Source organism: Psychroflexus salis, from assembly GCF_014640175.1.
Classification (GTDB): Bacteria; Bacteroidota; Bacteroidia; order Flavobacteriales; family Flavobacteriaceae; genus Psychroflexus; species Psychroflexus salis.
Genome location: NZ_BMGL01000017.1, coordinates 1 through 21,297, shown reverse-complemented (window position 1 = coordinate 21,297; position 21,297 = coordinate 1). Strand labels below are relative to the sequence as shown.

Below are 21,297 nucleotides of genomic sequence, written 5' to 3'. Positions count from 1 at the left end.
CTAAACTTAAACTCTCTACTCCACAATTGTCTGTACTACCATTGTCTACTTGATCAGCTGTAATTGTAGCTTCTCCATTAACATCTAACTCAACTGTGATGTCTTGGGTTAATGCTTCTGGTAAAACGTTATCTACGACAGTTACTGTAGCAGTAGCTTCAACATTGTTGCCATTGGCATCTGTTACGGTTAAAGTAACCGTGTTTTCACCTACATTAGAACAATCGAATGAAGTTATATCTAAACTTAAACTCTCTACTCCACAATTGTCTGTACTACCATTATCTACTTGATCAGCTGTAATTGTAGCTTCTCCATTAACATCTAACTCAACTGTAATGTCTTGGGTTAATGCTACTGGTAAAATATTATCTTCAACTGTCACTGTTGCTTCTTCAGTAGCTGTATTACCATTTACATCAGTTACTGTAAGTGTTACAGCGTTTGCCCCAACATTAGAACAATCGAAAGAAGTTATATCTAAACTTAAACTCTCTACTCCACAATTATCTGTGCTACCATTGTCCACTTGATCAGCTGCAATTGTAGCTTCTCCATTAACATCTAACTCAACTGTGATGTCTTGAGTTAATGCTACTGGTAAAACGTTATCTACGACAGTTACTGTAGCAGTAGCTTCAACATTGTTGCCATTGGCATCTGTTACGGTTAAAGTAACCGTGTTTTCACCTACATTAGAACAATCGAATGAAGTTATATCTAAACTTAAACTCTCTACTCCACAATTGTCTGTACTACCATTGTCTACTTGATCAGCTGTAATTGTAGCTTCTCCATTAACATCTAACTCAACTGTAATGTCTTGGGTTAATGCTACTGGTAAAATATTATCTTCAACTGTCACTGTTGCTTCTTCAGTAGCTGTATTACCATTTACATCAGTTACTGTAAGTGTTACAGCGTTTGCCCCAACATTAGAACAATCGAATGAAGTTATATCTAAACTTAAACTCTCTACTCCACAATTGTCTGAAGAACCATTTTCAATATCATCGACTGTAATCGTAGCTTCTCCATTAACATCTAACTCAACTGTAATGTCTTGGGTTAAAACTTCTGGTAAAGTATTATCTTCTACAGTTACGGTAGCGGTTTGTGAAGCAGAATTACCATTTGCATCTGTTACTGTTAATGTTACTATATTTGCTCCAATATTAGAACAATCGAATGTAGAAGTATCTAAGCTTAAGCTCTCTACTCCACAATTATCTAAACTATCATTATCTACTTGATCAGCTGTAATCGTTACAGTGCCTTCAACACCTAACTCTACTGTAATGTCTTGCGTTAATGCTTCTGGTAAAGTATTATCTTCTACAGTTACGGTAGCGGTTTGTGAAGCAGAATTACCATTTACATCAGTTACTGTAAGAGTTACTTCGTTGTCTCCAATATTAGAACAGTCAAATGAAGTAACATCTAAAGCTAATGCATCAATGGAACAATCATCATTACTTCCGTTATCAATTTGATTTGGTAAAATACTTGCGGTACCATTTATATCTAATTCAACAGTGATATCTTGTGTGATTACTGTTGGAGCAATATTATCTTCGACTGTTATACTTCTTGTAATTACCGTCTGATTTCCATTTACATCGGTTACTCTAAATAAGTAATCAAAGGTATTTCCAACATCAGCACAAGATAAATTTATGCGGTCGTCATAGCCTGAATCAGGAATACCGTCGCTGTCTTCATCTCTTGCCAAATCAATAACATCTATACCGCAATTGTCACTACTACCATCGTTAACATAGCCAGGAAGAAAGGCATAAAGTCCATTATTCCAATTGTAGCTGTCTAATACAAAATCGGTAGCACTAGCTATTGGTGCTTCGTTATCTATAAACTCTACATCAAAACTAGTTTGGACAGTTGTACCGAGTTCATCTTCTACAGTTAAAGTAACAGTAGCAGTTCCTGTTTGGTCTAGCTCAGGTGTCATTGTGATGGTACGAGTAGCTCCTGTTGCAGAAATATCAAACACATTTAAGAGCGCAGTATTGCTTGAACTTGCTGTTAAAACTAAATCATCAGCTGCTGTCTCATTATCTGAAATGGTTACGTTAACTACAGCATCTGTGTTGGGGCAATTTTCAGTAATGTCTGCTACAGGATCTATAACAGGGTCTGAATTGGTGCCTAGCATAAAGTTTAGCGTATCTGTACAGCCCGTATCCGTGGTTACTGTTAAGGTATAATCAATTGAGCCTTGAGCTACCGTAGGTGTTCCCGTTATCTCACCAGTAGCGGTATTTAAACTTAAACCAGCAGGTAATGCAGGAGTGATGCTAAATACTGTATTTCCATCAGACACTTCTGTAGGCTGTATGGGCGTAATTGCTTCATTTACAACAAGCATATAATCACTTTGTGGTAGATTGATTTCAACATCATTAAGAGTGATATCAAAACTTTCTGTTGCAGATTCTCCTTCGCTATCAGTCGCTGTAACGGTAATGGTTGTCGAACCAGACGCACCATCAACAGAAACATAAGTTAATTGATAATCTGACCCCGTATTAGAAATTGTTAAGTCAGTGTCTTGAATTAAAGCCGTATTAGATGATGTTGCCACCACTGTAAGTGGTGTTTCTGGAAACTCATCACTAACCGTAAAATCTATTGGACTAAAAGAATCGCCCACACAAAAACTAAGATCTCCTATTGAAGAGACTACAGGTGTATCGTTGGCTAGGGTTGTGAAATTAAAATCTGAAATTTGCGAAAAGGTAGTAACCCCTTCGTTATCGTATTCTGTAACCACATAAACTGTATATGCGGTATTATAATCAAGTCCTGACAAATTGAACAATTGATCAGAATTTGCTGTTGTTGATGCATTATCAGCATCAACAATAGTTACACCGGCATAATCTGCACCTGATTGAATTTGAGCATCTGTAGGTGGTGTTGAGCCATCTTCAACTACTACGTAATAAGATTGCCCACTTTGAGAAAAGGAGTAGGTTAATTCAGCTGAAGTATAAGTGATATTATCAATGGAACCGTCAGACAATTCTGTTGCGTAATCTAAAGCTGCAGGAACAACATCTTGCACCCAAGGATGAGAGTATTGACCACAGCCTGGTCCTGAGTTAAAAAAATCCCAACCCATAAAAATCACATAACCTGCACCATATTGAATCACAGCCACAACAGCATTATCATCTGTACCCCACATCGTGGTGAAGTTAGGCACCGAATTTTTCTTGATAGCATCTGTTGCACTCAAATTAGGAAGCGATGTAGTAGCAACATCATCAAAAGGTGTTCCAGCAGTATTAGCTGTATTTTTGGTCCATGAAGAACCATTTACAGTTGATAAATCCCAACTGAATATAAGATTTAGGAAATCAGTATCACGACTACCAAATGTTCCTGTCATTACCATAACCCCTCCATTATCAACCCAGTTTTCAAAAACTGCTCTAGATGCAACAGGAAAAAATGATGTGCTATTAGGATCCTGCGTTTCCATGTCTGTCATAAAAAAAAAGGTGCTCTCGTCAAGTTGAGTGGCTAATAAAGAAGAGTTTGAAAAACTTGTTATAGAGCCATCAACATCATAATCGGGTAAGGCGTCTATAATACCTATTAAATTATCATTTTCACCACCACAACCGCTACCGTTAAGTCCTGGAAAATTGAATACAGAAACCTGAGTAGACTGTGAATAAATTAGTGAAGTAAATGAAATAAATAATAATAAGAATAATCTTGAAAAATTGTAATTTATACTCATAATAATTTAATTTAAAAATCAGTTAGTTTATATGTAATTGTTTTGGGATTTTGTAATTTACCATCAGTAAATACATTGTAAGTAATAGTAGCTTTGTTATCAGAAATTTCAATAAAATCAATCAACAAATAAGTATCATAATTTGCAGCATCTGACTTAGTGATAATTTCAAGATCAGTGTGTTCGATTTCTCTAATAAAACTCAAATCTATTTGGTTTTCAAGAATATAATTCATTTCTAAATTTTGGTGATGATAGAAATGATTAAAAAGAGTAGGAAGTCTTTCATCGTTTTCGGTGTTATTTTTTTGAGTTTGACCAAAAGATGATAAAGAAATTGTTAACAACAAAAAAGCAAACAGATAATTTTTATTTTGTCTGGCATGCTTTCTGTCAAAGGATGTTAAATAGCCAAAGTTAGAAACTAACAACAAAGCTAGTCTATTTAGGCTATTAAAATTAAAACTTGTTTTCATAGTATTAAATTTATATGATTAAGATTGCAAATAAAAACCTACAAAAGCTATTTCACATCAAAACCAATATAGACAACATATAATCACGAAAAAAATTAACATTGTTTAAATCACTGAAAAACAAGTGCTTAAGTAATTTATATTTTATTTTTGCGCTCGTCTATACTTTGTCTATATAGAAATTACGTCAAAGTTTGTTTTGACTCCGTATCGAGTACGGAGTGACAAGTTAGAAATTGTTGTTTAATTTAATTCCGTATCGAGTACGGAGTGACAGATTGGAAGTTGTTGTTTGTTTTGATTCCGTATCAAGTGCGGAGTGACCGATTGGAAGGCTTTAATTTATTTCATTATTTATAAACTCGTAAATGTCAACATCTTTTGTAAGCTGAATTTTTTTTGAGATTCGATATTTTTTTGTGATAACACTTTGATGGGTAATATTTAAGATTGCTGCAATTTCTTTAAAAGAAAAGTTTAATTTTATGAAGGATAAAAATAAAATGTCATTTTTACTTAAATCAGGGAATGTTCGTAATAATTGGGATTCAAAATTAGGATAAGCACGCTGAAACTCATAATTTAATTTTCGTAATTCATTTTGCGGAGTTAAGTATTCTTCAACATCACTTAGCTTTTCATTTAAGGATGTTTTATCAATTTTAGATTTAATTAATTTCAACTTTTTACTTAAAGACGAAGCTTCTAAAGATTTAGAAAGTAGCTCTTTTTTTTGTTCTTCTAACAAAGCATCTTTTAATGTAATAAGTTTTTTTTCAGCATCAATCTTTTTAGCATAAACTTCTTTTAATTTTGTTTCGTTAATTAACTTTATTCGGTAACGTAAAATAAAGCTAAGTAGTACAACCCCCAGAAATAATGAAAAAGCAATAATTGCTATATTCTTTCTAGTCTCAGATTGAATATTTTTTTGTAAACTAATGTTTTTCTGTTGAATAATTTCAATTTGATATTTAGCTTGCAAGTCTTTAGCAATAGCAAAATTATTTAATTGATTTAAACTATCTGAATAACGAATTTTATTCTTAAAATGAAATATGGATTTCTTATAATTTCCTGCATTTTCGTAAGCTAAACCCATTACCCCATTATAATCAACCAAATCTTGAAATCCCACTTGCATACTATCTAAACCTTGGTTCAAGTTAGAAAAATTAATTATTTTATTGAATTTTTTTTGTTCTTTCAAAAAGTATAAGTATTCGTTTAAGGTCTTAGGGTAGTTGTCCAAGTGATTTTTAAAACTGGATAAGGCTATTTCGAAACAGTTTTCTGCCTTATCAAAATCTCCTATTTTTTTGTAATACATGGCATAGGTTAATTTGTAAAAAGCAAATAACTCTTCATTATAAAAATTATCCAATTCTTTTTTTGATTTCAGCAAAAGGACTTCAGCCTTACTAAGCTCATTAACATTTATTAAGCTAGCTGCATAATTAATGTAAGTAGAAATTTTTGCATCTGTGTAGAATGATTTTTCAAAATAAGGTAAGATTTCTTTATAAAGCTGATTAGCAAAAGTATTATTATCAAGTGCCCTGTATAAATTAGCTAACTTTTGTTTTTCAACATTTAGCGGGTAAGCTTCTATCGAGTCTTTAGATTTTATAACATCAATTGAATTCAAGCTATATTTTATTGCTAAATTATATTTGTTTAGACCCCTATAGCTAGAAGATAATTCACTATAAATTTTGGCTTTTGCATCCTTATTATTTTGAGAATTTGCAATTATCAATGCTTCGTTAAGTGTTTCAATTGCTTTACTAAAGTCTCCTTTTTTTTTGTACACAATACTGAGATTGTTTAATAAGTTTGGATAAAATTTGTGTTTCTTAGGTGTTAATTCAATAGCCTTATTAAAATAAACAGCAGCAGAATCCAACTGGTTTTGTACCGCATAATACACTCCTTTATGAGACAGGTTTATGCCTTGAACATAAGTTTTGTTGTTTTCGTGTTTTTTTATTAAAGAATCGATTAATACAATTGCTTTATTTTGATTTTTAAAAATAAGCTCAAAGGCCTGATCTTGAATATTTTTTAATTCATTTTGTTGTGCACTTGTTTGTTTTACAATTAATAAAATTAATAGAAGGAGAATAAAATTGAATACAGGTGAAAACTTAAAGTTAGGTCTAGGTATTTTATTTTTCATTACTAGGTTGATGTTAGTTTTTAGAGCACAACTAGGTTTAATTTTATTTGTTACAATAAGATTGTAAATTCGTTTTCAATGAGTTTATATAAGTTTGTTTTATAATGTAAACGGCCAGGTTATATATATAAAATAAGCACCTCCACATACTATAATGCAGAGGTGCATTAAAACAAGTCCATCAATGAATTTTGTTTTAGGGGTAATATTTTGCCATTTATATTATTATTTTTCGTTGTTTGCTTTACTATTTTTTAATTTTTTTAAGTAATTGAACTCTCTAGCATCTTTAACATCTAGGTAAATAAGTCTTGAAAAAGCTAGAACAAAAATGCTGACCAATGCATATATCATGATTAATTGTATTTAGTTTCGAAATTTGATTTTATGGAGTTATGTTTTAAATGCCATTGATTTAAAATGGGAATTATTTGATCTTCTCGCATAGGTTTAATTAAGTAACCTTTAAATGATTTTTTACTCTCTAAATCTTTATGTAAACTGGGAATGTCTATGTTTGAAGAAACTATATAAGTATTTAACTTATCTAAATATTTATTTTTCAACCTAAATTCTTCAACAGAATTAATTAGATTCATGGCGTTTAATGAACATACATTGTAGGCTGTAAGTATATAATCTGGTAATTTAATCTTCGGATTTATCATATCATCTAAAAATTGTTCAATGCTTTTATATTTATATACATGACTATTAGAGTCTATACTTTTAATTATGGTATAGTGTAAATACCTAGTTAAATCGCATGTATCGATAATAGCAACAATCACAAATAATTTTTCAGAATAAGGTCAAAAAATCGCCCATTTACATATCCTGTTTATTAACAATTACTTACAGTAATTACAAAAAATAATATTTCTAATATTTAGAATCAATTTATAAATTTTAGAATTATTTTGGATTTTATAATGGTATCTACAATTATTCGAATGAAAGATGTTTTTACTTTTTAATTAATATTAATTTGATTTTTAAGAAAAAACTCGTTAATAAGTAGCAATAATTAATATTTTTTTATAATTTATCACTTAGATGTATTTTTATAGCCAAGAGACAGTTAGTTTTAGTTCAACTAGGCAATTTTTAATTTATGATGTTTTTAATTTTTTATAAGAACTTCTAGATTTCCTATAAATAGAACAATTGGAGTACTATATGACTTAGAATTCTTTTTTTAAATTCTTTCTGTGAATACAAAAAAGTTAATGAATAAGAAGATGAAATAAAATTTTTCTGGCTAAGGTGAGTAAAATTTTTAGAGCCAAAAAAAACCTAAGTGAAGCTTTTATAGTTAATATATGGCTTGACTTAGGTATAAATGTTTAGAGAAAGTCTAGAAAACAGAGACTAAAATAAAAAGGAAATGCAGTAGGAATTTAAATAGAAATGGATAAAGGAGCATCCATTTTTTTAGGAAGATAGAAGAAGAATTGAAAAGAACTTAGGTTAATATGAATATACTTATTGTATTTGCAAGTATATTTATAAAACAAACTAAGCCTGTGAAGCTCCCATATTAGAAAAGTAAAGAAAAGAGTATTTGCTTATAATATATCTCTTTAGCAACTTGCTTATTATAAGCAAATAGGTATATTGAAAAGATTTAAGTTCGTACCAATTTATGGTTTAAGTATGAATTTTTTAAAGTTAAAATCTAGTTGAAACACGCAAAAACATAATTTTGTTTAAAACTTAAAGTTAAACCTAAATTAATAAATTTATTTAACCAAGTTTAAATGATGGATTTACAGGTAGTTTAATTGGTATTACTCGTGTATAGTTATTTCTTAATAAGCTTAATAGTATTTATATTTTGCTTCTTATCGGTTAAAGTTATAAAGTAAATTCCTTTACTCATATAAGTAGGTGTATTTATTTCTAATTCAGAAATAGTATTGTAACTATTTTTTAAAATTGTTTTTCCTGTGATATCTGTTAGCCTTATTTCTATAAATTCGATTTGTTTTTTGAAATCTAGATGAATTTTATTTTCAAAAGGATTTGGGTAATAATCGTATGTTTCTAAAACATTAACATCATTTAGTCCTAAGTTACTACTTTGAGCTACAAAATTTTCAGTAAGAGTTGCCGATTTGTTGTCAAAAATATCAATTACATTAAATTCTATATAATATTGTTCATCATTAAATAAAGAACTTATATCAATGTTTACTTCTCTTTGATGTGGTATAATTTCGTCAATTTCAATTAATGGAACACCAGAAAAGTTGGGGTTATCATAAACATTTATTTCATAAGAAAATTGTGGTGACTTTGATGAGTCTAAAGTCCAATTTAATAATAAATTATTCATAGAAACTGTTTTGTTAATATTTGTGATGACAGCAACATCATATCCAGGTTCTGAATTAAAATTAATCAAAGATAGCATCGTACCACTAGTACTATTAGAAGGTGTGGCAGTACCACCAGATTGCATGAAATAATAATCATTATTTGTACCACCATTATAGTTATCTATATAATTATTAGCGCCAGCATCAGGACTTACTCTTTCAAAAAGGCTACTTGTTAAAGCACTCCAAGACAAATCGCTTGTTTTTCTCTTCCAAGCATTTTGATGATGTACTTCTCTCATATTAGATCCATTTCCTAGCCAATCTTCTATAAAGGAACCTGTAGAAGAATTAAATCGAATATCGTTAACTGGATAATCCATTGTTACGAGATGATGCCAAATCTGGTCGGAATGATTATAAACCCAAAATCCAAACATGGTATTTGAATCAATAGACCAAGCTCTTGTTACAAATGAATACCACTGATTAGTATCCCATCCAATATTAAAATTCCACGACTTTAATCCAGTTCCTTCACCACCAAAAGATTCAATTTGAGTTCCAGGATGTGTGTACGATGCTGAAATAGGATCAGAAGAATTAATAGGGTCCCAAATAGAAAAAATAAAATTTCTTCCGTCTGGATGCTCTTGTATTCCACAATATCCACCGCCTTCCATGCCAGCATTCCATTGTAAACTGCAGTAATACGTGTAAGTGGGTGAAGGCGATATTACTTTAATTTTATTAATTAATATATCACCTTGAAAATTATCTTGGTACTTAAGCCAACAAGATGGTGCTCGATTTTGCGAGAAAACCAATTGGGATATAAGTATACAAATTATAAGTAATGTATTTTTCATGATTTTTTTTTAAAATATTTATTCGCCTTTTGTATTATCAATTTTGATTTTTATTATGCTAATCTATTTATTATTTTTAATAAAGATGTTTATAATTTTACGGATTACAAAAATCACAATACATTGGGTCTTCTGCTCTTTTTTTATGCGGATACATCTCTTCTTTTTTAAAACTACACTTTATACATTTATAAATAAAACTTAATGTAGAATTGGTAGGTAAACCGCACAAAGAACATTCTAGACCCTTTTTGGCTTCTACTATTCCAAAACCAGGAGTATTGCATTGTGGGCAGTAGGAATTTATTTTGTCTACGAGTTTTTTAGTAGCTTCTTCAATTACCATCATTCGACTTGGATTGTACATTGCTCTCATATCTGTTTCTACATAGAAGCTACCGTATTTTTCCAACATTTGTTCAGCTATTTTTTTTAACTCTTTTTCATTTGTAAGACCTTTAACAATAGCCTTTGTATTTGTTTTTGATTTACGAAGTATCATAGCATGCGAAGGAAATTTTGCAATTCTAGCGAATTCCAATAATTCTTGTTCATTATTAATTTCGCTGCCATTAAAATTAGTTGCTATACTTAGTTCTCTAACCACAATCTCTAAATCATTTTTCTTGTCGATAAAAATTAAAAACTCATCATCTGCATTCGCGAAAAACAGCGAAGGATGCGCGCCAAAAGAACCTTCACTAGCAATTCCTAAATCACATTTGCTTAATTCCATTGCCATTAAACATTTTTTTCTTGCAGTAGATACAGGGTCGAGTTCTCTATCAACTTCTCCAGTAAAAGTACCTAAAATGTCCGTATCAAAATCTTCAGGAAGAAAACAGTGTACACCTAAACCTTTCTCTAATATTGGTGCGATTACTTTTTCCTTTTTATGTTTTGTAGCTATTACTACTCTCCTACTTTCAAACATTAATAGTTCTTTGAATTACAGTTTTTGTGTTAAATAAAACATGCTAAGCTTTTGAGTGCATATTTTGATTTGCTAATGTGATTTAATTATAAATACGTATTCTTCTTTTTTAAGATTTATATTTAATAAAATTATATTTTAGTATAAAAAAAAAGTCTTAGGCAAAGTTCCACTATGTTGGTTTACTTTTATACATTTTACTGTTTTTAGCATTATACTTTGTGCTAAGGTTTAACTCTTTAAGATTTGTTTTAATTCAAATTCATATTTTTATAGTCCCTATTGTATGCATTTTTTTTCATTTTCCTAATTTTAAAATCCTAATCGCACCTTGAATTACTATTGCAAATACGATTATTCCAATAATCAAGTCAGGCATATTGGATTTAAACCAATTAACTAAAAGTCCAGCAGCTATAACTCCTAAATTTATTATCACATCATTTGAAGTAAAAATCATACTTGCTTTCATATGAGCTTCTTCTTTATTCTTTGACTTTTGAAGTAAATACAGACAAATACCGTTTGCAATAAGAGCTAAAATCGAAACGATAATCATTGTCGAAAAGTCAGGCATTTTTTCTACTCTAAAAAAACGTCTTAATATTTCTACAAACCCAATAATTGCAAGTATAATTTGGAAATATCCAGCAAGTTTAGCCACCTTCTTTTTTCTTGTCAAAATTCCTCCAACCGCAAATAAACTAAGTCCATAAACAAAACTATCTGCAAACATATCCAAACTGTCTGCAACTAATCCCATTGATTGTGACATTAGTCCAGTTGTCATTTCGATAATGAAAAATGTAAAATTTATTCCGAGTACTTTCCAGAGTAGCTTTTTCTGGTTTGCATTATTTTTAAATTGAGTTTGGTCAGTTTGTTTGGTAGAAGTTTTTTTTCCGCCTAAATTCAATTCGATGATGGATTTTTCAATTTGGTCAATTTGCCCGATATGAAATACAGTCAATTTTCGGTTTGGAATGTCGAATTCCAAATTCGCAATACTTGAAATCCCTTCCAACTTCATTCGGATTAGATTTTCTTCCGAAGGACAGTCCATTTTACTAATCTCAAATATAGTTTTATTCATTTACATTGTTATGTATTGGATAAATAACTAGTATCATCTTAAAATTCGCTCCTAATAGTTAGCAGGATTTTGTTAAGATTTCACGTTTATAAAAATACGCAAACTTCCTGTTTCAGCAAAAAATCTAGTTATTATTCCAACCGTCAAATAAACCTGATTTAATCTCGGTGTAATTCGACACAAAGTATATTACTACCGCGATTAGTAAGATAATCTTCCAGTTGTTTTTTAAAAGGGCTTTAAGGTCAATGATTAATTGCTTCATATCTGTAATTTTAATTGATAAATTTAATTCAATGGATTTGGGCTCTGTTGTACTATCAAAATCTGACAAATCAACCTCAAAGAACTCTCCTATCGTTTTAAGAGAATATATGCTTGGTTTAACTTCATTTTTCTCAATTCGTTAAATTGTTCTAATTGACAAACCTGTTTTTTCAGAAAGTTCTTTCTGAGAAGTATTCAAACTGATTCTTAACTCTTTTAATTTTTGACCAAATTCCATATGCAAGAATACTATTATTGATTTAAAACGATTTAGACATTCAGATGCCATTTTAACGTCATTCATACGTCATTTAGCTGTCATAAGAGATGTGATTTAATTAAATGACCAAAAAAATTGCTGTTAAGATAACTCTATCATTAAAATTCACATTATTAATCTCACTAAAAGTTTGTCTTATTGCTGCCAACGGTCTCGCGCATATGGTTTGTGGCGAGCAAAAATGCGCAAATTTTTCGGTTAAGGTTTTACGTTTTTAAAAATACAAAAACTTTGGGTTTGCCACTAATTCCGCTATTGCTTATACACATTGTTCTCTGTAGTTTTTTATTTTTCAAGCACATTTATCAAAACATTGTAATATCGTGTCGCAATAAATTCCGCACCTGCTTCATTATAATGTACTTCGTCCGCCAAATGAGTGTCATTAAAGCCTGTAAACATATCAACAGCAATTACTTGTGAAGTTGTGGTTGTTTGGTCTGTCGCAATAGTCAGCACATCTTGTCGCATTTGATTAAAGGCGTTGATAAATTCCGTTGTCATAAAGTCTGAACGACCTTGTGCTGGTTGCTCGATAATTATGGTTACACTTGGATTATTAGCTTGCAGTGCGTCTATAATTGCGTTGACATTTGAAATGGTTTGGTTATAGTTCTGTCCATTCAAAATATCATTTCCACCTGGCGAGCTAAAAAGAACAATGTCTGGCGAACCTGTTTGGTTTAGCCAACCATTTAACCCTGACAATATTTCTCCTGAGGTAAATCCACCTCTTCCTTCGTGGTCAATGTCAAAATTTTCGCTGCTAAAAGCTGGATAAGAAGCATTGTCGGACTGAGTTCCAATGAAGTCAAAAGTCCAATCGTTTTCTTTCAAGTCTTTCCAAAGTTCGTAGCGGTAACTCTCAAAATCAGGTCTTGCCCCTTCAACTCTTGAAGCTCCTAATGGAAGAATTTTGTTTATTGAAGTACTTGGCGGTTTTGGGATTGTATCATCATCTTTATCACAAGCGTTGAACATCAGTAAAGATATTCCGAGAACTAAAATTTTTATTGTCATTTTCATTGTATTGTCATTTTCATTGTATTGTTGTTTTAAATTACAGAGAACGTCTCGCGCATATGGTTTGTGGCGAGCAAAAATGCGCAAATTTTTCGGTTAAGGTTTTACGTTTTTAAAAATACAAAAACTTTGGGTTTGGCACTAATTCCGCCATAAACTATATGCGCTGTTGTACCACGTACTTTTATCCAATGTGTTCTATAAAGTCAGTAAAATTCATAATTTTAGTTCGCTCAATTTTCTCCAAAACTAGCAAGTCATTATCTCCTGTTATAAGGTAATCAGCTTTTTTAGTCAATTGAGAGATTGAGTAAAAAATCATCTTTTTCGTCACGACAAATTTTGATGTCAGATTTTACTTTTATCAGTTTTCCATATTGGTCAAAATAGTCAAGTATTTTCTCAATATCATTCTTTGAAAAATATTTTTCAAACTTAGGTCGATTTACTACTTCAACAAATTCACTTATTAATTCATCTGAAAAAATTAACGTAATCCTTTTGTTTTAAATCAGATTGTCAATTGAATTGATTTTTTTTGATATGAGAAAACTGATCCAAAGATTCGTATCTAGGATTATTTTTTTACTTCTCATATCGTGAATTTCTCACTTTCTCAACTTCGTCAGTTATTTCGTCGAGAGAAATATCATCAGATGATTTTGCTCTAAGTTTTTGTAGAAGAGCAGAAAAGTCAGATTTATTTTTAGTTTTATTAATCTTTATCAAATTCAAGTCAGCTAAATTTCTTAGTAGCTTTTTAGCCTTCGGATTAAGTATATCAATTTGTATCGTTTCCATTTCGGATATTTTATAAAACTAAGGAATTTAATTCAATTGCGGAATTTTTTTCAGATTGTCAATTTCAATTCAGATGAACTGGAAAACTATATTTGATTTTATCTAAATGTAAACTTGAATGTAACTGAAACATAACGGTTTGGCTAGACTGCGTTTTAATGCAGTTTAGTCATTGTTAGCGAGCATTTAGCCAATCACTCACCACTTCCTCAACAAATTCAGGAGAACCATCAAACCATCCACCTAAATCAAGCAAATCGCTTTTGCTAAACGACTCGCTAACACGAGATATAGTGCATTGCTCAAGTTCTTTTATTTTTGCATATTCGTTCATAAGATATATCACTTCATTTAAAGTATAATCTCCTGCCAAATAACCTTTGTCTTCTTTTAATATAAATTCTTTTGCTGTCATTTTTTTTGTTTTTATTATTTATTATTCCGCAACGCACCATATCTCCGACCAGTTATGAAGATCTTGATATAATCTGATTATAGAATTTACATTCTCTATAAAACTTCTAAGTAATAAATGTAATTAGTTCACTATGGTAAACAAACTTGAACCCTGGAATTAATTATTTGAATTTTGTTTCAGGAAGAGCTTCTTTTAATTTTTCCATATCCTCTTCAGGTAGTTGATTACCAGAAACATATATTTTATCCAAATGTGTTAGTGTATAAATTGAAGGAGGTAAAGACTTTAAATTGTTATTAGAAATATCTAAAATCGTCAAACTTTTCATGTTTTCAAAAATATCTGGTAACTCCTCAAATGAATTACTATTGATATACATTTTTTCCAACTTCATAAGCTCTCGCATACACAACGGAAGACTCGTCAATCCAATATTTCTTGCACGAATAACCTTAATTTCAGGATACTCGCATATAGATTTTGGTAACGCTTTACCTCTCATATTAGCATCTACAATTCCACTTAAGATTAGCATATCATTTTCAACACGTCCATCCAAAGATATTTCTTCAACTCCTTCCTTTTTCTTGTCAGTTTCACTTTGTTGTTGATTTAAAAACTCATCAATAGTCATTTCACTGACATCTTTTGCCGGAGCAGTCTTTGAATAATCCTCTTGTAACTCAGCAAACTTATCCTCAGCTATCAAGAAGTTAATATCTTCATTAAATTTTCTTTGACCTAATAACTTTTTGATATTTGGTGCAGTAATTAGAGGTGTTAGCTTTAAATCAGCATTGTATTTTTCAACTTGTTCTCTTCGTTCTATAAATTTATAAAATTCTTTCAATCGGTTAACTTCATTTGTGTTTACAAACCCCGTTTCTGCCAGTTTAATTGCTTTATTCAAATGGTTTTTTGCTTTTTGAAAAGATTTAATAAAGGTGTATCCAATACTTAAGTTCTCGTGTAGCCCCTGAGCTACATTCTTATTTACTGCGGCTTTTTTGTCTTCCGAATCGTAACGCTTTAGCCAATTCTCCCAAACGTCTATTGAGCTTTGTAACGAAATGTAATCTTTACTTTCTAAAGCGTTAATTGCAGTCTCAGCAGCAGTCTCGGTTTCTGTGTAGTCCGCAACTTTACCTGTGCCGTAAGCAATTTCAAGTTTCAATTTTTCTTCTTTAAAAAACACATTGTCATAGATAATTTCCGACATCTGCCCAATCTGTTTCACTATTCCTTTTCGAGCTAAGGAATAACTTCCCATTTCTTTGAAAGCTAACGCTAGGTCTACTTCACTTTTAAAGCTAAGAACCTGAATTGATGTAGAAGTTCCATTATCTAGTTTTTTATGTTTTTCTATTTGTTCATTTCCAAATTGCAAATCCATTTCTGGATTCAATTCTAAAGTACTAATAATGCCCGAAGAATTTCTAAACTGAACAATTGCAGGTAAGCGATACTTTACTTTATAGAAGTATTGTATACAACCTTCTTTGGCAGGTGTACAAGAGTACGTTTTTTGTTCCTTGGCAACAATGACCGGTTCACCAAAAGCCATATGAACAGAAATGTCCCCTGCTTCACCTGTTATGCTAACTTCATTTAATGATTTATAGTCTACTTTTGATAATTGCTCAACATCAGACATCATCATATCCATGTTCCCAAGATAGAGTCGAAGCGTATCTTTGTTGAAAGGAAGGTTTGAAGTATAAACTTGAATGCCAATTTCTTGAACACCTTTAACAGGTACAGTTGGATAATGGACAAAATCTATTCTAGCGGTTTTTGTTTTTGTTTTTTGTCCAAAAATAGAGAACGTTGCTAGAGTTAGGACAAAGAGTAAAGTTAGTTTCATAATTTATTTTTTTTGTTGATTTACAATATTCGTTCCAAAATATTTTTCAATACACTTTTCGAGTGCTTTAAATTCTTCATAACGGTTTAGCATATGATTTGTGGCGACTTAAAATGCGCAAGTTTTTCGGTTAAACTTTTTTACTTTCTAAAAATAAACAAAACTCTCGTTTCAATCACAAATCTCGCCATTTTTGTTATGCGCTGTTGTAGCTAGTGCTTTTCCACTATGCTTTGAATTTCCTTTTTCAATTCTGGTAGTTCTCGAATTATTATCGTCCAAATAACTTCGTCAGAAATGCTATCGTATTCGTGAGCGATTCTATTTCGAGTTCCAATTATCTTTTGTGCGTTGTTGATTTGAAAATCAGATTCTTTGTGTTTTACTATTTGGTTTATTGCTTCTCCGATTATTTCAATATTTCTTTCAACTGCTTTTTTGGTTTTTAAGTCCTTTTGATACTCAAAGAAATCTCTTTTTTCGGGTAGAAACTCAAATATTTCGTCAATAGATTTAATTATGTCTTCAAACCAAGCATTAATTCTATTGTCCATAAATCAGAATTTTTGTGCTATCAAGCTCTTTTCTGAAAAATTGATTTTTTATTCCACGTTCTTCGATTAAGTCAATTTGTCGCTGAAGTAATTTTTCTAAATTCTCTTTGAGTTGAAAATATAAGTCCGTGTACTTAAACGGATCCGTTTCTTCAAAATCTACAACAAAATCGATGTCAGAATCGTCTTTAAAATCATCACGAGTCACAGAGCAAAAAGCAGAAAACGTTTTGACTTTGTATTGCTTACAAAGTTTCTTAATTCGATTAATGTTTTTTTCAGATATTTTCATAGGACAAAAATACTCAAATTTTAGTTCAAATCATTCTTTGAAAGTTTTTTTCAGCATTAGCCACAACGGTATTGTATATGAAAAGTAGCGGATTTTTACGCACTAACTTTTCGGTTTATCACTGACCTTTATTTTATTTACTATCTTTTCATTTAATCACCTAAACCCCAATTGCTTATAGCCTTTGTTGTACGGTCGGCATTTTTTTCGCTCAATATGCTAATTTATGGTCGTTCAGTTCTACATCAAATTTCACTTTCGCACCCAATACATTAAACACTTTTAAAATTGTCGAAAATCTTGCGTCTGTTGCGCTATTCTCAATTTTTGAAATCTGTGCTTTTTTTACTCCAACAAGTTCTCCGAGTTGTTCTTGAGTCAGTTTTCTTTCTTTTCGTGCTTTTTTAATTTCATATCCAAGCAAGTCAAGTCGAAGTTCGTTATCAAATTCGTCTCGCTTTTTTGTTCCTTTTTTTCCGATGTAACTATCAGTTAGTTCATCTAAACTATATGTTTTCATTTTCTTTTATTTGTTTCGTTAAAATACTGTTGTCTTAATCGCTCTGCCTTTTCTATTTCTTTTTTAGGAACTTTATCGGTCTTTTTTATGATTCCGTGTGTTGAAATCACAACCGTTTTCTGTTTATCAGTTTTGTCCCAAAAGGCAAAAAGTCGGTAATATGTTTTGCTGTATTTTGTTCTAAATTCCCAAATTTCGTCTTGTAACTTTTTAAATAGTTCTTTGTCGTTCGTAATACTTGCTTTCCAAATATTGTAAATAATTTTCTCACGACTCTTTTCGTCAAGATTGTCAAGAAACTCCTTAACATCATCTAAAAAGTCAACACGAAATTTTTGTTCGTTCATTCATATCTTTTTACAAAGATAAATGTTTCCTTTTTAAGAAACAAATATTTTTACGGAGTTCTGTTTTATGCTGCCGTACAACGTCTCGCGCATAACGAAAGTGGCGAGCTAAAATGCGCAAGTTTTTCGGTTAAACTTTAAGTTTTTTAAAAATACACAAAAGTCTCGTTTCAATCACAAATTTCGCCATTTTTGTTATGCGCTGTTGTGCATCGTTCTTAATTCAACTGATTAATTCAAAAATCAATTCTTTCAATATTTTGACATCACTATTTACCGTTCCTTTCATATATCTTTCATAAACATTTTTATCGTCTGGTGGGTTTAAGTTCAAAGACATTCCTTTCTCAAGAGCCAACATTCTTAAGAATTCTCTTTGAGCTCTTCCATTACCATCTCTGAATGGATGTAAATAATTAACGTTATCTAATATTTCAGCTAGTTTTTCGGCTATTTCATGGCTATTATCTCTTTTAGTATTCTTGAAACTTTCTATCAAAGTATCAATAAAATTAAAAGCATTTTCGAAATGAGATGTTGGGAAAAATTGTTTTCCGTCTTTACTTATTTCAACAAGTCTTTTCTTGCCTGCCCAACCGTAAATATCTTGAAATAGATGTTGATGAATCGAAAATAAGCTTTCAATTCCATTTATTTTGATTGGATTGTTATGTAATTCATTAATTCGTTTTGTTACTGTAACACTCTCAAAAAAAAGTAAATCTTGTGAGTCTGTAATATCAGCTAAGTTTTTTAGCACTCCTGATTTTGAGTCGATATAAGTATAATCAGGATCAACATATCTGTAAGAATTAGACATAGGTCTTTTTCTTCGTATAAATTATTAAATCGTCTAGAGATACTTTACCTACTATATAATCTCTTATGATTTCAATACTTCTTTGTGTTGGTCTAAAGCCTTCAAACATATTGCTTCCAATAGCACTTGCAGTGTTTTCCAATGTCTTTAAATCTGAAAACTTGACACCCATTATCGTAAGTTTTTTTCGGTCAATTTCTATTGAGTTATACATATTTTTTGCTTTTTGAAACCTTACAAATATAAGGATATTTTATCAATTCTGATTTGTTTGTAGTTTCAATTTGAATGATGCACAACGTCTCGCGCATAACGAAAGTGGCGAGCTAAAATACGCAAGTTTTTCGGTTAAACTTTAAATTTTATAAATATGAAACTAATATCAATTTTACACAAAATTCAGCCATTTTTGTTATGCGCTGTTGGCAAACGTTTTTTTAAGTCTGAATATGATAAAGTCCATTTTTATTATTCTTTGTCAAGTTTTATTATGTCGTTTATAGGAATTGTTTTTTGGCTAGTTATATTGATTTTATGCTCTTTATTAGTTTACGCAAGAGTTGAGTATCCCAAAAAATTCAAGCAACTTTATGATGTACCAAGTAGAAATCAAAAAAGCTGTCATAATCCCAATGGGTTTAACAACGATATCTACATAGTCAGAAATTTTTTCAGCTAGTTTTTTTCTTTTATAAACGTTATGTTGAAATGTATAACCACCGTTATCTAAAAAAACAATTCCTTTATATTTAATTCCGTAAGTTCCAGTAGGTTCGTTTTTTGAGTAATGTTCAAAAACATAACCGTTATCTAATAACATTCTAAACATCATATATGATTCTGATTTTTCAAAATTCAAATTTGCTTTTTCGACAATTCGATCAGGGCTTTTCGGTATTTCTCCGATATTTTCAGACATATATTTTAAAATCGAATCTAATTTTTGATGTTTATTCATTTTTAAATGTTTGCCAACATCTCGCGCATAACGAAAGTAGCGACTTAAAATGCGTAAGTTTTTCGGTTAAACTTTTAAGTTTTATAAAAGTACACAAAACTCTCGATTAAGCTCTAAATTCGCCATTTTTGTTATGCGCTGTTAGCAACAGTTGATTTTAGTTTGTCCAAGTCTCTATTTCGTTTGCATTCACGAATTTTTCACCATCAAAAATGCATAAACCCTGCCACGTACCGAACCATAGTTGTCCTTTGTTATCTTCAAAAATACTTTGGACAACATTGGTAGTTAATCCATTTTCAGTTGTGAAGTGTGTGAAGCTAATTCCATCGTAGCGGTAAACACCATAACCTTCTGCTGTAAACCATACATTTCCATTGCTATCTTCATGAAAATTATAGGTTTCTATACCTTCTACAATACCATCTTTAGTAAAGTTGGTAAAGGTTTTTCCATTAAATTTACTGACACCTCCATAATATGTTCCAATCCAAATATTGCCTTGGCTGTCCTCTAAGATATCAGCAGTATTATTGTCGGTAAGTCCATTTTCAGTTGTTAGATGAGTAAACTCACCTTTAATGTATTTGAAAATTCCATTTCCATCGGTTACAAGCCAAATAGCTCCACTTTTGTCTTCTATAATTTTTTTAACCAATTTATCAGATAGCTTATGTTCCAGATTTTCAACCATAGTGTTAGGCAAAGGAAAGGGTATAAACTGATCTCCGTCAAAATGATATAATCCACCAATGCTTCCAACCCAAAGGAGTTCGTTTTTGTCAATAGCTAATCCCCATATCTCCTCATCAAAACCTTTCTCCCCTTCTGTTATAGAAAATGTTTCAAACTTTTGACCATCATATTTAACAAGTCCGTCAGAAGTTCCAAACCATACATTACCTGCTTTATCCTCTACTATTTCCAAAACTCTTATATGTGGACTGATACCTACAATGTGGATTTTATCAAGTGTTTGCCCATCATAGCGTATAATCCCATCTCCATTTGTTCCAAACCAATAGTTTCCTTTTCTGTCTTGATGGATTGTCCTTACAAATTGTCTTACCATTCCATTTAAGTTGGTGTGAATTTGGGGAAATATCGTGTTTTGCTTTATGGTAAGATCTTTGTCGCTTACTTCATCTTCTGTCTTATCACTAACAGTTTTTTCTTTCACTTGTCCTGTGCAAGCGGAGACTTGAAGTAACATAAGTACTAAAAGTAGTTTACTTGCTTTAAATATTGTCTTACAATTCATGTCTGTCATATCTTTGGTTTCGTAAATTGTTGCTAACGTCTCGCGCATAACATAAGTGGCGACTTAAAATGCGTAAGTTTTTCGGTTAAACTTTTAGTTTCTAAAAATACCAAAATTTTCGTTTCAGCTCTAAATTCGCCATTTTTGTTATGCGCTGTTATGCTTTGTGTTTTATTTTCAGCTCGTTATGTCTTTCTAATAACTTATTCAATAATTTTATAGAATAATATCGATTGTTTTCAAGAAATGTT

At 31.0% G+C, this 21,297-nt stretch carries 22 protein-coding genes; all 22 read right to left on the bottom strand.

The genetic code is table 11. From position 1 onward, the window contains the following. On the bottom strand, window positions 1–3,769 hold a 3,769-nt coding region (locus IEV63_RS12650; protein WP_188407185.1), incomplete at its 3' end, for a beta strand repeat-containing protein. Window positions 3,770–3,780: 11 nt separating this feature from the next. Next, on the bottom strand, window positions 3,781–4,245 hold the full coding sequence (locus IEV63_RS12645) for a hypothetical protein (protein WP_188407184.1): 465 nt from the start codon (window positions 4,243–4,245) through the stop codon (window positions 3,781–3,783). Between the two features lie 337 nt (window positions 4,246–4,582). Continuing rightward, on the bottom strand, window positions 4,583–6,424 hold the full coding sequence (locus tag IEV63_RS12640; protein WP_188407183.1) for a tetratricopeptide repeat protein: 1,842 nt from the start codon (window positions 6,422–6,424) through the stop codon (window positions 4,583–4,585). A 356-nt stretch (window positions 6,425–6,780) separates the two neighbouring features. Further along, entirely contained in the window at window positions 6,781–7,215 is a 435-nt protein-coding gene (locus IEV63_RS12635) for a hypothetical protein (RefSeq protein WP_188407182.1), read from the bottom strand. A gap of 1,013 nt (window positions 7,216–8,228) precedes the next feature. Then, a complete protein-coding gene (locus IEV63_RS12630; protein WP_188407181.1) occupies window positions 8,229–9,614 on the bottom strand; it encodes a DUF3472 domain-containing protein in 1,386 nt (461 codons plus the stop codon). Window positions 9,615–9,711: 97 nt separating this feature from the next. Beyond that, window positions 9,712–10,548: a DUF6671 family protein gene (locus IEV63_RS12625; protein WP_188407180.1), complete on the bottom strand. Its 837-nt coding sequence runs from the start codon at window positions 10,546–10,548 to the stop codon at window positions 9,712–9,714. A 298-nt stretch (window positions 10,549–10,846) separates the two neighbouring features. Next, complete coding sequence (locus IEV63_RS12620) at window positions 10,847–11,641, bottom strand: cation efflux transmembrane domain-containing protein (RefSeq protein ID WP_188407179.1); 795 nt, start codon at window positions 11,639–11,641, stop codon at window positions 10,847–10,849. A 406-nt stretch (window positions 11,642–12,047) separates the two neighbouring features. Then, on the bottom strand, window positions 12,048–12,146 hold the full coding sequence (locus IEV63_RS13160; protein WP_373283753.1) for a helix-turn-helix domain-containing protein: 99 nt from the start codon (window positions 12,144–12,146) through the stop codon (window positions 12,048–12,050). Between the two features lie 327 nt (window positions 12,147–12,473). Next, window positions 12,474–13,214: a GDSL-type esterase/lipase family protein gene (locus IEV63_RS12610; RefSeq protein ID WP_188407177.1), complete on the bottom strand. Its 741-nt coding sequence runs from the start codon at window positions 13,212–13,214 to the stop codon at window positions 12,474–12,476. A gap of 181 nt (window positions 13,215–13,395) precedes the next feature. Beyond that, window positions 13,396–13,533 carry a hypothetical protein gene (locus IEV63_RS13035; protein ID WP_229737262.1) on the bottom strand — a complete coding sequence of 46 codons (138 nt, stop codon included), beginning with the start codon at window positions 13,531–13,533 and terminating at the stop codon, window positions 13,396–13,398. Next, complete coding sequence (locus tag IEV63_RS13030) at window positions 13,502–13,681, bottom strand: putative toxin-antitoxin system toxin component, PIN family (protein ID WP_229737263.1); 180 nt, start codon at window positions 13,679–13,681, stop codon at window positions 13,502–13,504. Before IEV63_RS13030 ends, IEV63_RS13035 begins: the two co-directional genes overlap by 32 nt. Before the next feature lie 115 nt (window positions 13,682–13,796). Then, entirely contained in the window at window positions 13,797–14,012 is a 216-nt protein-coding gene (locus IEV63_RS12600) for a hypothetical protein (RefSeq protein WP_188407176.1), read from the bottom strand. A 175-nt stretch (window positions 14,013–14,187) separates the two neighbouring features. Next, on the bottom strand, window positions 14,188–14,427 hold the full coding sequence (locus IEV63_RS12595) for a hypothetical protein (protein ID WP_188407175.1): 240 nt from the start codon (window positions 14,425–14,427) through the stop codon (window positions 14,188–14,190). 163 nt (window positions 14,428–14,590) lie between these two features. Beyond that, window positions 14,591–16,294, bottom strand: a complete 1,704-nt coding sequence (locus IEV63_RS12590; protein WP_188407174.1) for a leucine-rich repeat domain-containing protein — start codon at window positions 16,292–16,294, stop codon at window positions 14,591–14,593. Window positions 16,295–16,506: 212 nt separating this feature from the next. Beyond that, window positions 16,507–16,848: a HepT-like ribonuclease domain-containing protein gene (locus tag IEV63_RS12585; RefSeq protein ID WP_188407173.1), complete on the bottom strand. Its 342-nt coding sequence runs from the start codon at window positions 16,846–16,848 to the stop codon at window positions 16,507–16,509. Beyond that, the gene (locus IEV63_RS12580; protein WP_188407172.1) at window positions 16,838–17,140 is read right to left on the bottom strand and encodes a nucleotidyltransferase domain-containing protein; all 303 of its coding nucleotides are present in this window, start codon (window positions 17,138–17,140) and stop codon (window positions 16,838–16,840) included. The genes IEV63_RS12585 and IEV63_RS12580 overlap by 11 nt, the downstream gene beginning before the upstream one ends. 211 nt (window positions 17,141–17,351) lie before the next feature. Next, window positions 17,352–17,660 carry a helix-turn-helix domain-containing protein gene (locus tag IEV63_RS12575; RefSeq protein WP_188407171.1) on the bottom strand — a complete coding sequence of 103 codons (309 nt, stop codon included), beginning with the start codon at window positions 17,658–17,660 and terminating at the stop codon, window positions 17,352–17,354. Further along, complete coding sequence (locus IEV63_RS12570) at window positions 17,657–18,007, bottom strand: type II toxin-antitoxin system RelE/ParE family toxin (protein WP_188407170.1); 351 nt, start codon at window positions 18,005–18,007, stop codon at window positions 17,657–17,659. Before IEV63_RS12570 ends, IEV63_RS12575 begins: the two co-directional genes overlap by 4 nt. 223 nt (window positions 18,008–18,230) lie before the next feature. After that, the gene (locus tag IEV63_RS12565; RefSeq protein ID WP_188407169.1) at window positions 18,231–18,827 is read right to left on the bottom strand and encodes a Fic/DOC family protein; all 597 of its coding nucleotides are present in this window, start codon (window positions 18,825–18,827) and stop codon (window positions 18,231–18,233) included. Beyond that, window positions 18,820–18,999: an antitoxin VbhA family protein gene (locus tag IEV63_RS12560; RefSeq protein WP_229737261.1), complete on the bottom strand. Its 180-nt coding sequence runs from the start codon at window positions 18,997–18,999 to the stop codon at window positions 18,820–18,822. Before IEV63_RS12560 ends, IEV63_RS12565 begins: the two co-directional genes overlap by 8 nt. A gap of 372 nt (window positions 19,000–19,371) precedes the next feature. Next, window positions 19,372–19,785, bottom strand: coding sequence for a hypothetical protein (locus IEV63_RS12555; protein WP_188407167.1), 414 nt, complete (start codon window positions 19,783–19,785; stop codon window positions 19,372–19,374). A gap of 157 nt (window positions 19,786–19,942) precedes the next feature. Continuing rightward, on the bottom strand, window positions 19,943–21,094 hold the full coding sequence (locus IEV63_RS12550) for a ligand-binding sensor domain-containing protein (protein ID WP_188407166.1): 1,152 nt from the start codon (window positions 21,092–21,094) through the stop codon (window positions 19,943–19,945). Window positions 21,095–21,297 lie beyond the last annotated feature (203 nt).

Bases quoted from the DNA above. Each gene is read 5' to 3' on its own strand.
- IEV63_RS12580 (WP_188407172.1), bottom strand. From the start codon at position 17,140: ATGAAAATATCTGAAAAAAACATTAATCGAATTAAGAAACTTTGTAAG.
- IEV63_RS12640 (WP_188407183.1), bottom strand. From the start codon at position 6,424: ATGAAAAATAAAATACCTAGACCTAACTTTAAGTTTTCACCTGTATTC.
- IEV63_RS12560 (WP_229737261.1), bottom strand. From the start codon at position 18,999: ATGGGTGTCAAGTTTTCAGATTTAAAGACATTGGAAAACACTGCAAGT.
- IEV63_RS13035 (WP_229737262.1), bottom strand. From the start codon at position 13,533: ATGATTTTTTACTCAATCTCTCAATTGACTAAAAAAGCTGATTACCTT.
- IEV63_RS12565 (WP_188407169.1), bottom strand. From the start codon at position 18,827: ATGTCTAATTCTTACAGATATGTTGATCCTGATTATACTTATATCGAC.
- IEV63_RS12550 (WP_188407166.1), bottom strand. From the start codon at position 21,094: ATGCGCGAGACGTTAGCAACAATTTACGAAACCAAAGATATGACAGAC.
- IEV63_RS12570 (WP_188407170.1), bottom strand. From the start codon at position 18,007: ATGAACGAACAAAAATTTCGTGTTGACTTTTTAGATGATGTTAAGGAG.
- IEV63_RS12555 (WP_188407167.1), bottom strand. From the start codon at position 19,785: ATGAATAAACATCAAAAATTAGATTCGATTTTAAAATATATGTCTGAA.
- IEV63_RS12630 (WP_188407181.1), bottom strand. From the start codon at position 9,614: ATGAAAAATACATTACTTATAATTTGTATACTTATATCCCAATTGGTT.
- IEV63_RS12620 (WP_188407179.1), bottom strand. From the start codon at position 11,641: ATGAATAAAACTATATTTGAGATTAGTAAAATGGACTGTCCTTCGGAA.
- IEV63_RS13160 (WP_373283753.1), bottom strand. From the start codon at position 12,146: ATGGAATTTGGTCAAAAATTAAAAGAGTTAAGAATCAGTTTGAATACT.
- IEV63_RS12625 (WP_188407180.1), bottom strand. From the start codon at position 10,548: ATGTTTGAAAGTAGGAGAGTAGTAATAGCTACAAAACATAAAAAGGAA.
- IEV63_RS12585 (WP_188407173.1), bottom strand. From the start codon at position 16,848: ATGGACAATAGAATTAATGCTTGGTTTGAAGACATAATTAAATCTATT.
- IEV63_RS12595 (WP_188407175.1), bottom strand. From the start codon at position 14,427: ATGACAGCAAAAGAATTTATATTAAAAGAAGACAAAGGTTATTTGGCA.
- IEV63_RS12575 (WP_188407171.1), bottom strand. From the start codon at position 17,660: ATGAAAACATATAGTTTAGATGAACTAACTGATAGTTACATCGGAAAA.
- IEV63_RS12610 (WP_188407177.1), bottom strand. From the start codon at position 13,214: ATGAAAATGACAATAAAAATTTTAGTTCTCGGAATATCTTTACTGATG.
- IEV63_RS12590 (WP_188407174.1), bottom strand. From the start codon at position 16,294: ATGAAACTAACTTTACTCTTTGTCCTAACTCTAGCAACGTTCTCTATT.
- IEV63_RS12600 (WP_188407176.1), bottom strand. From the start codon at position 14,012: ATGGAAACGATACAAATTGATATACTTAATCCGAAGGCTAAAAAGCTA.
- IEV63_RS12645 (WP_188407184.1), bottom strand. From the start codon at position 4,245: ATGAAAACAAGTTTTAATTTTAATAGCCTAAATAGACTAGCTTTGTTG.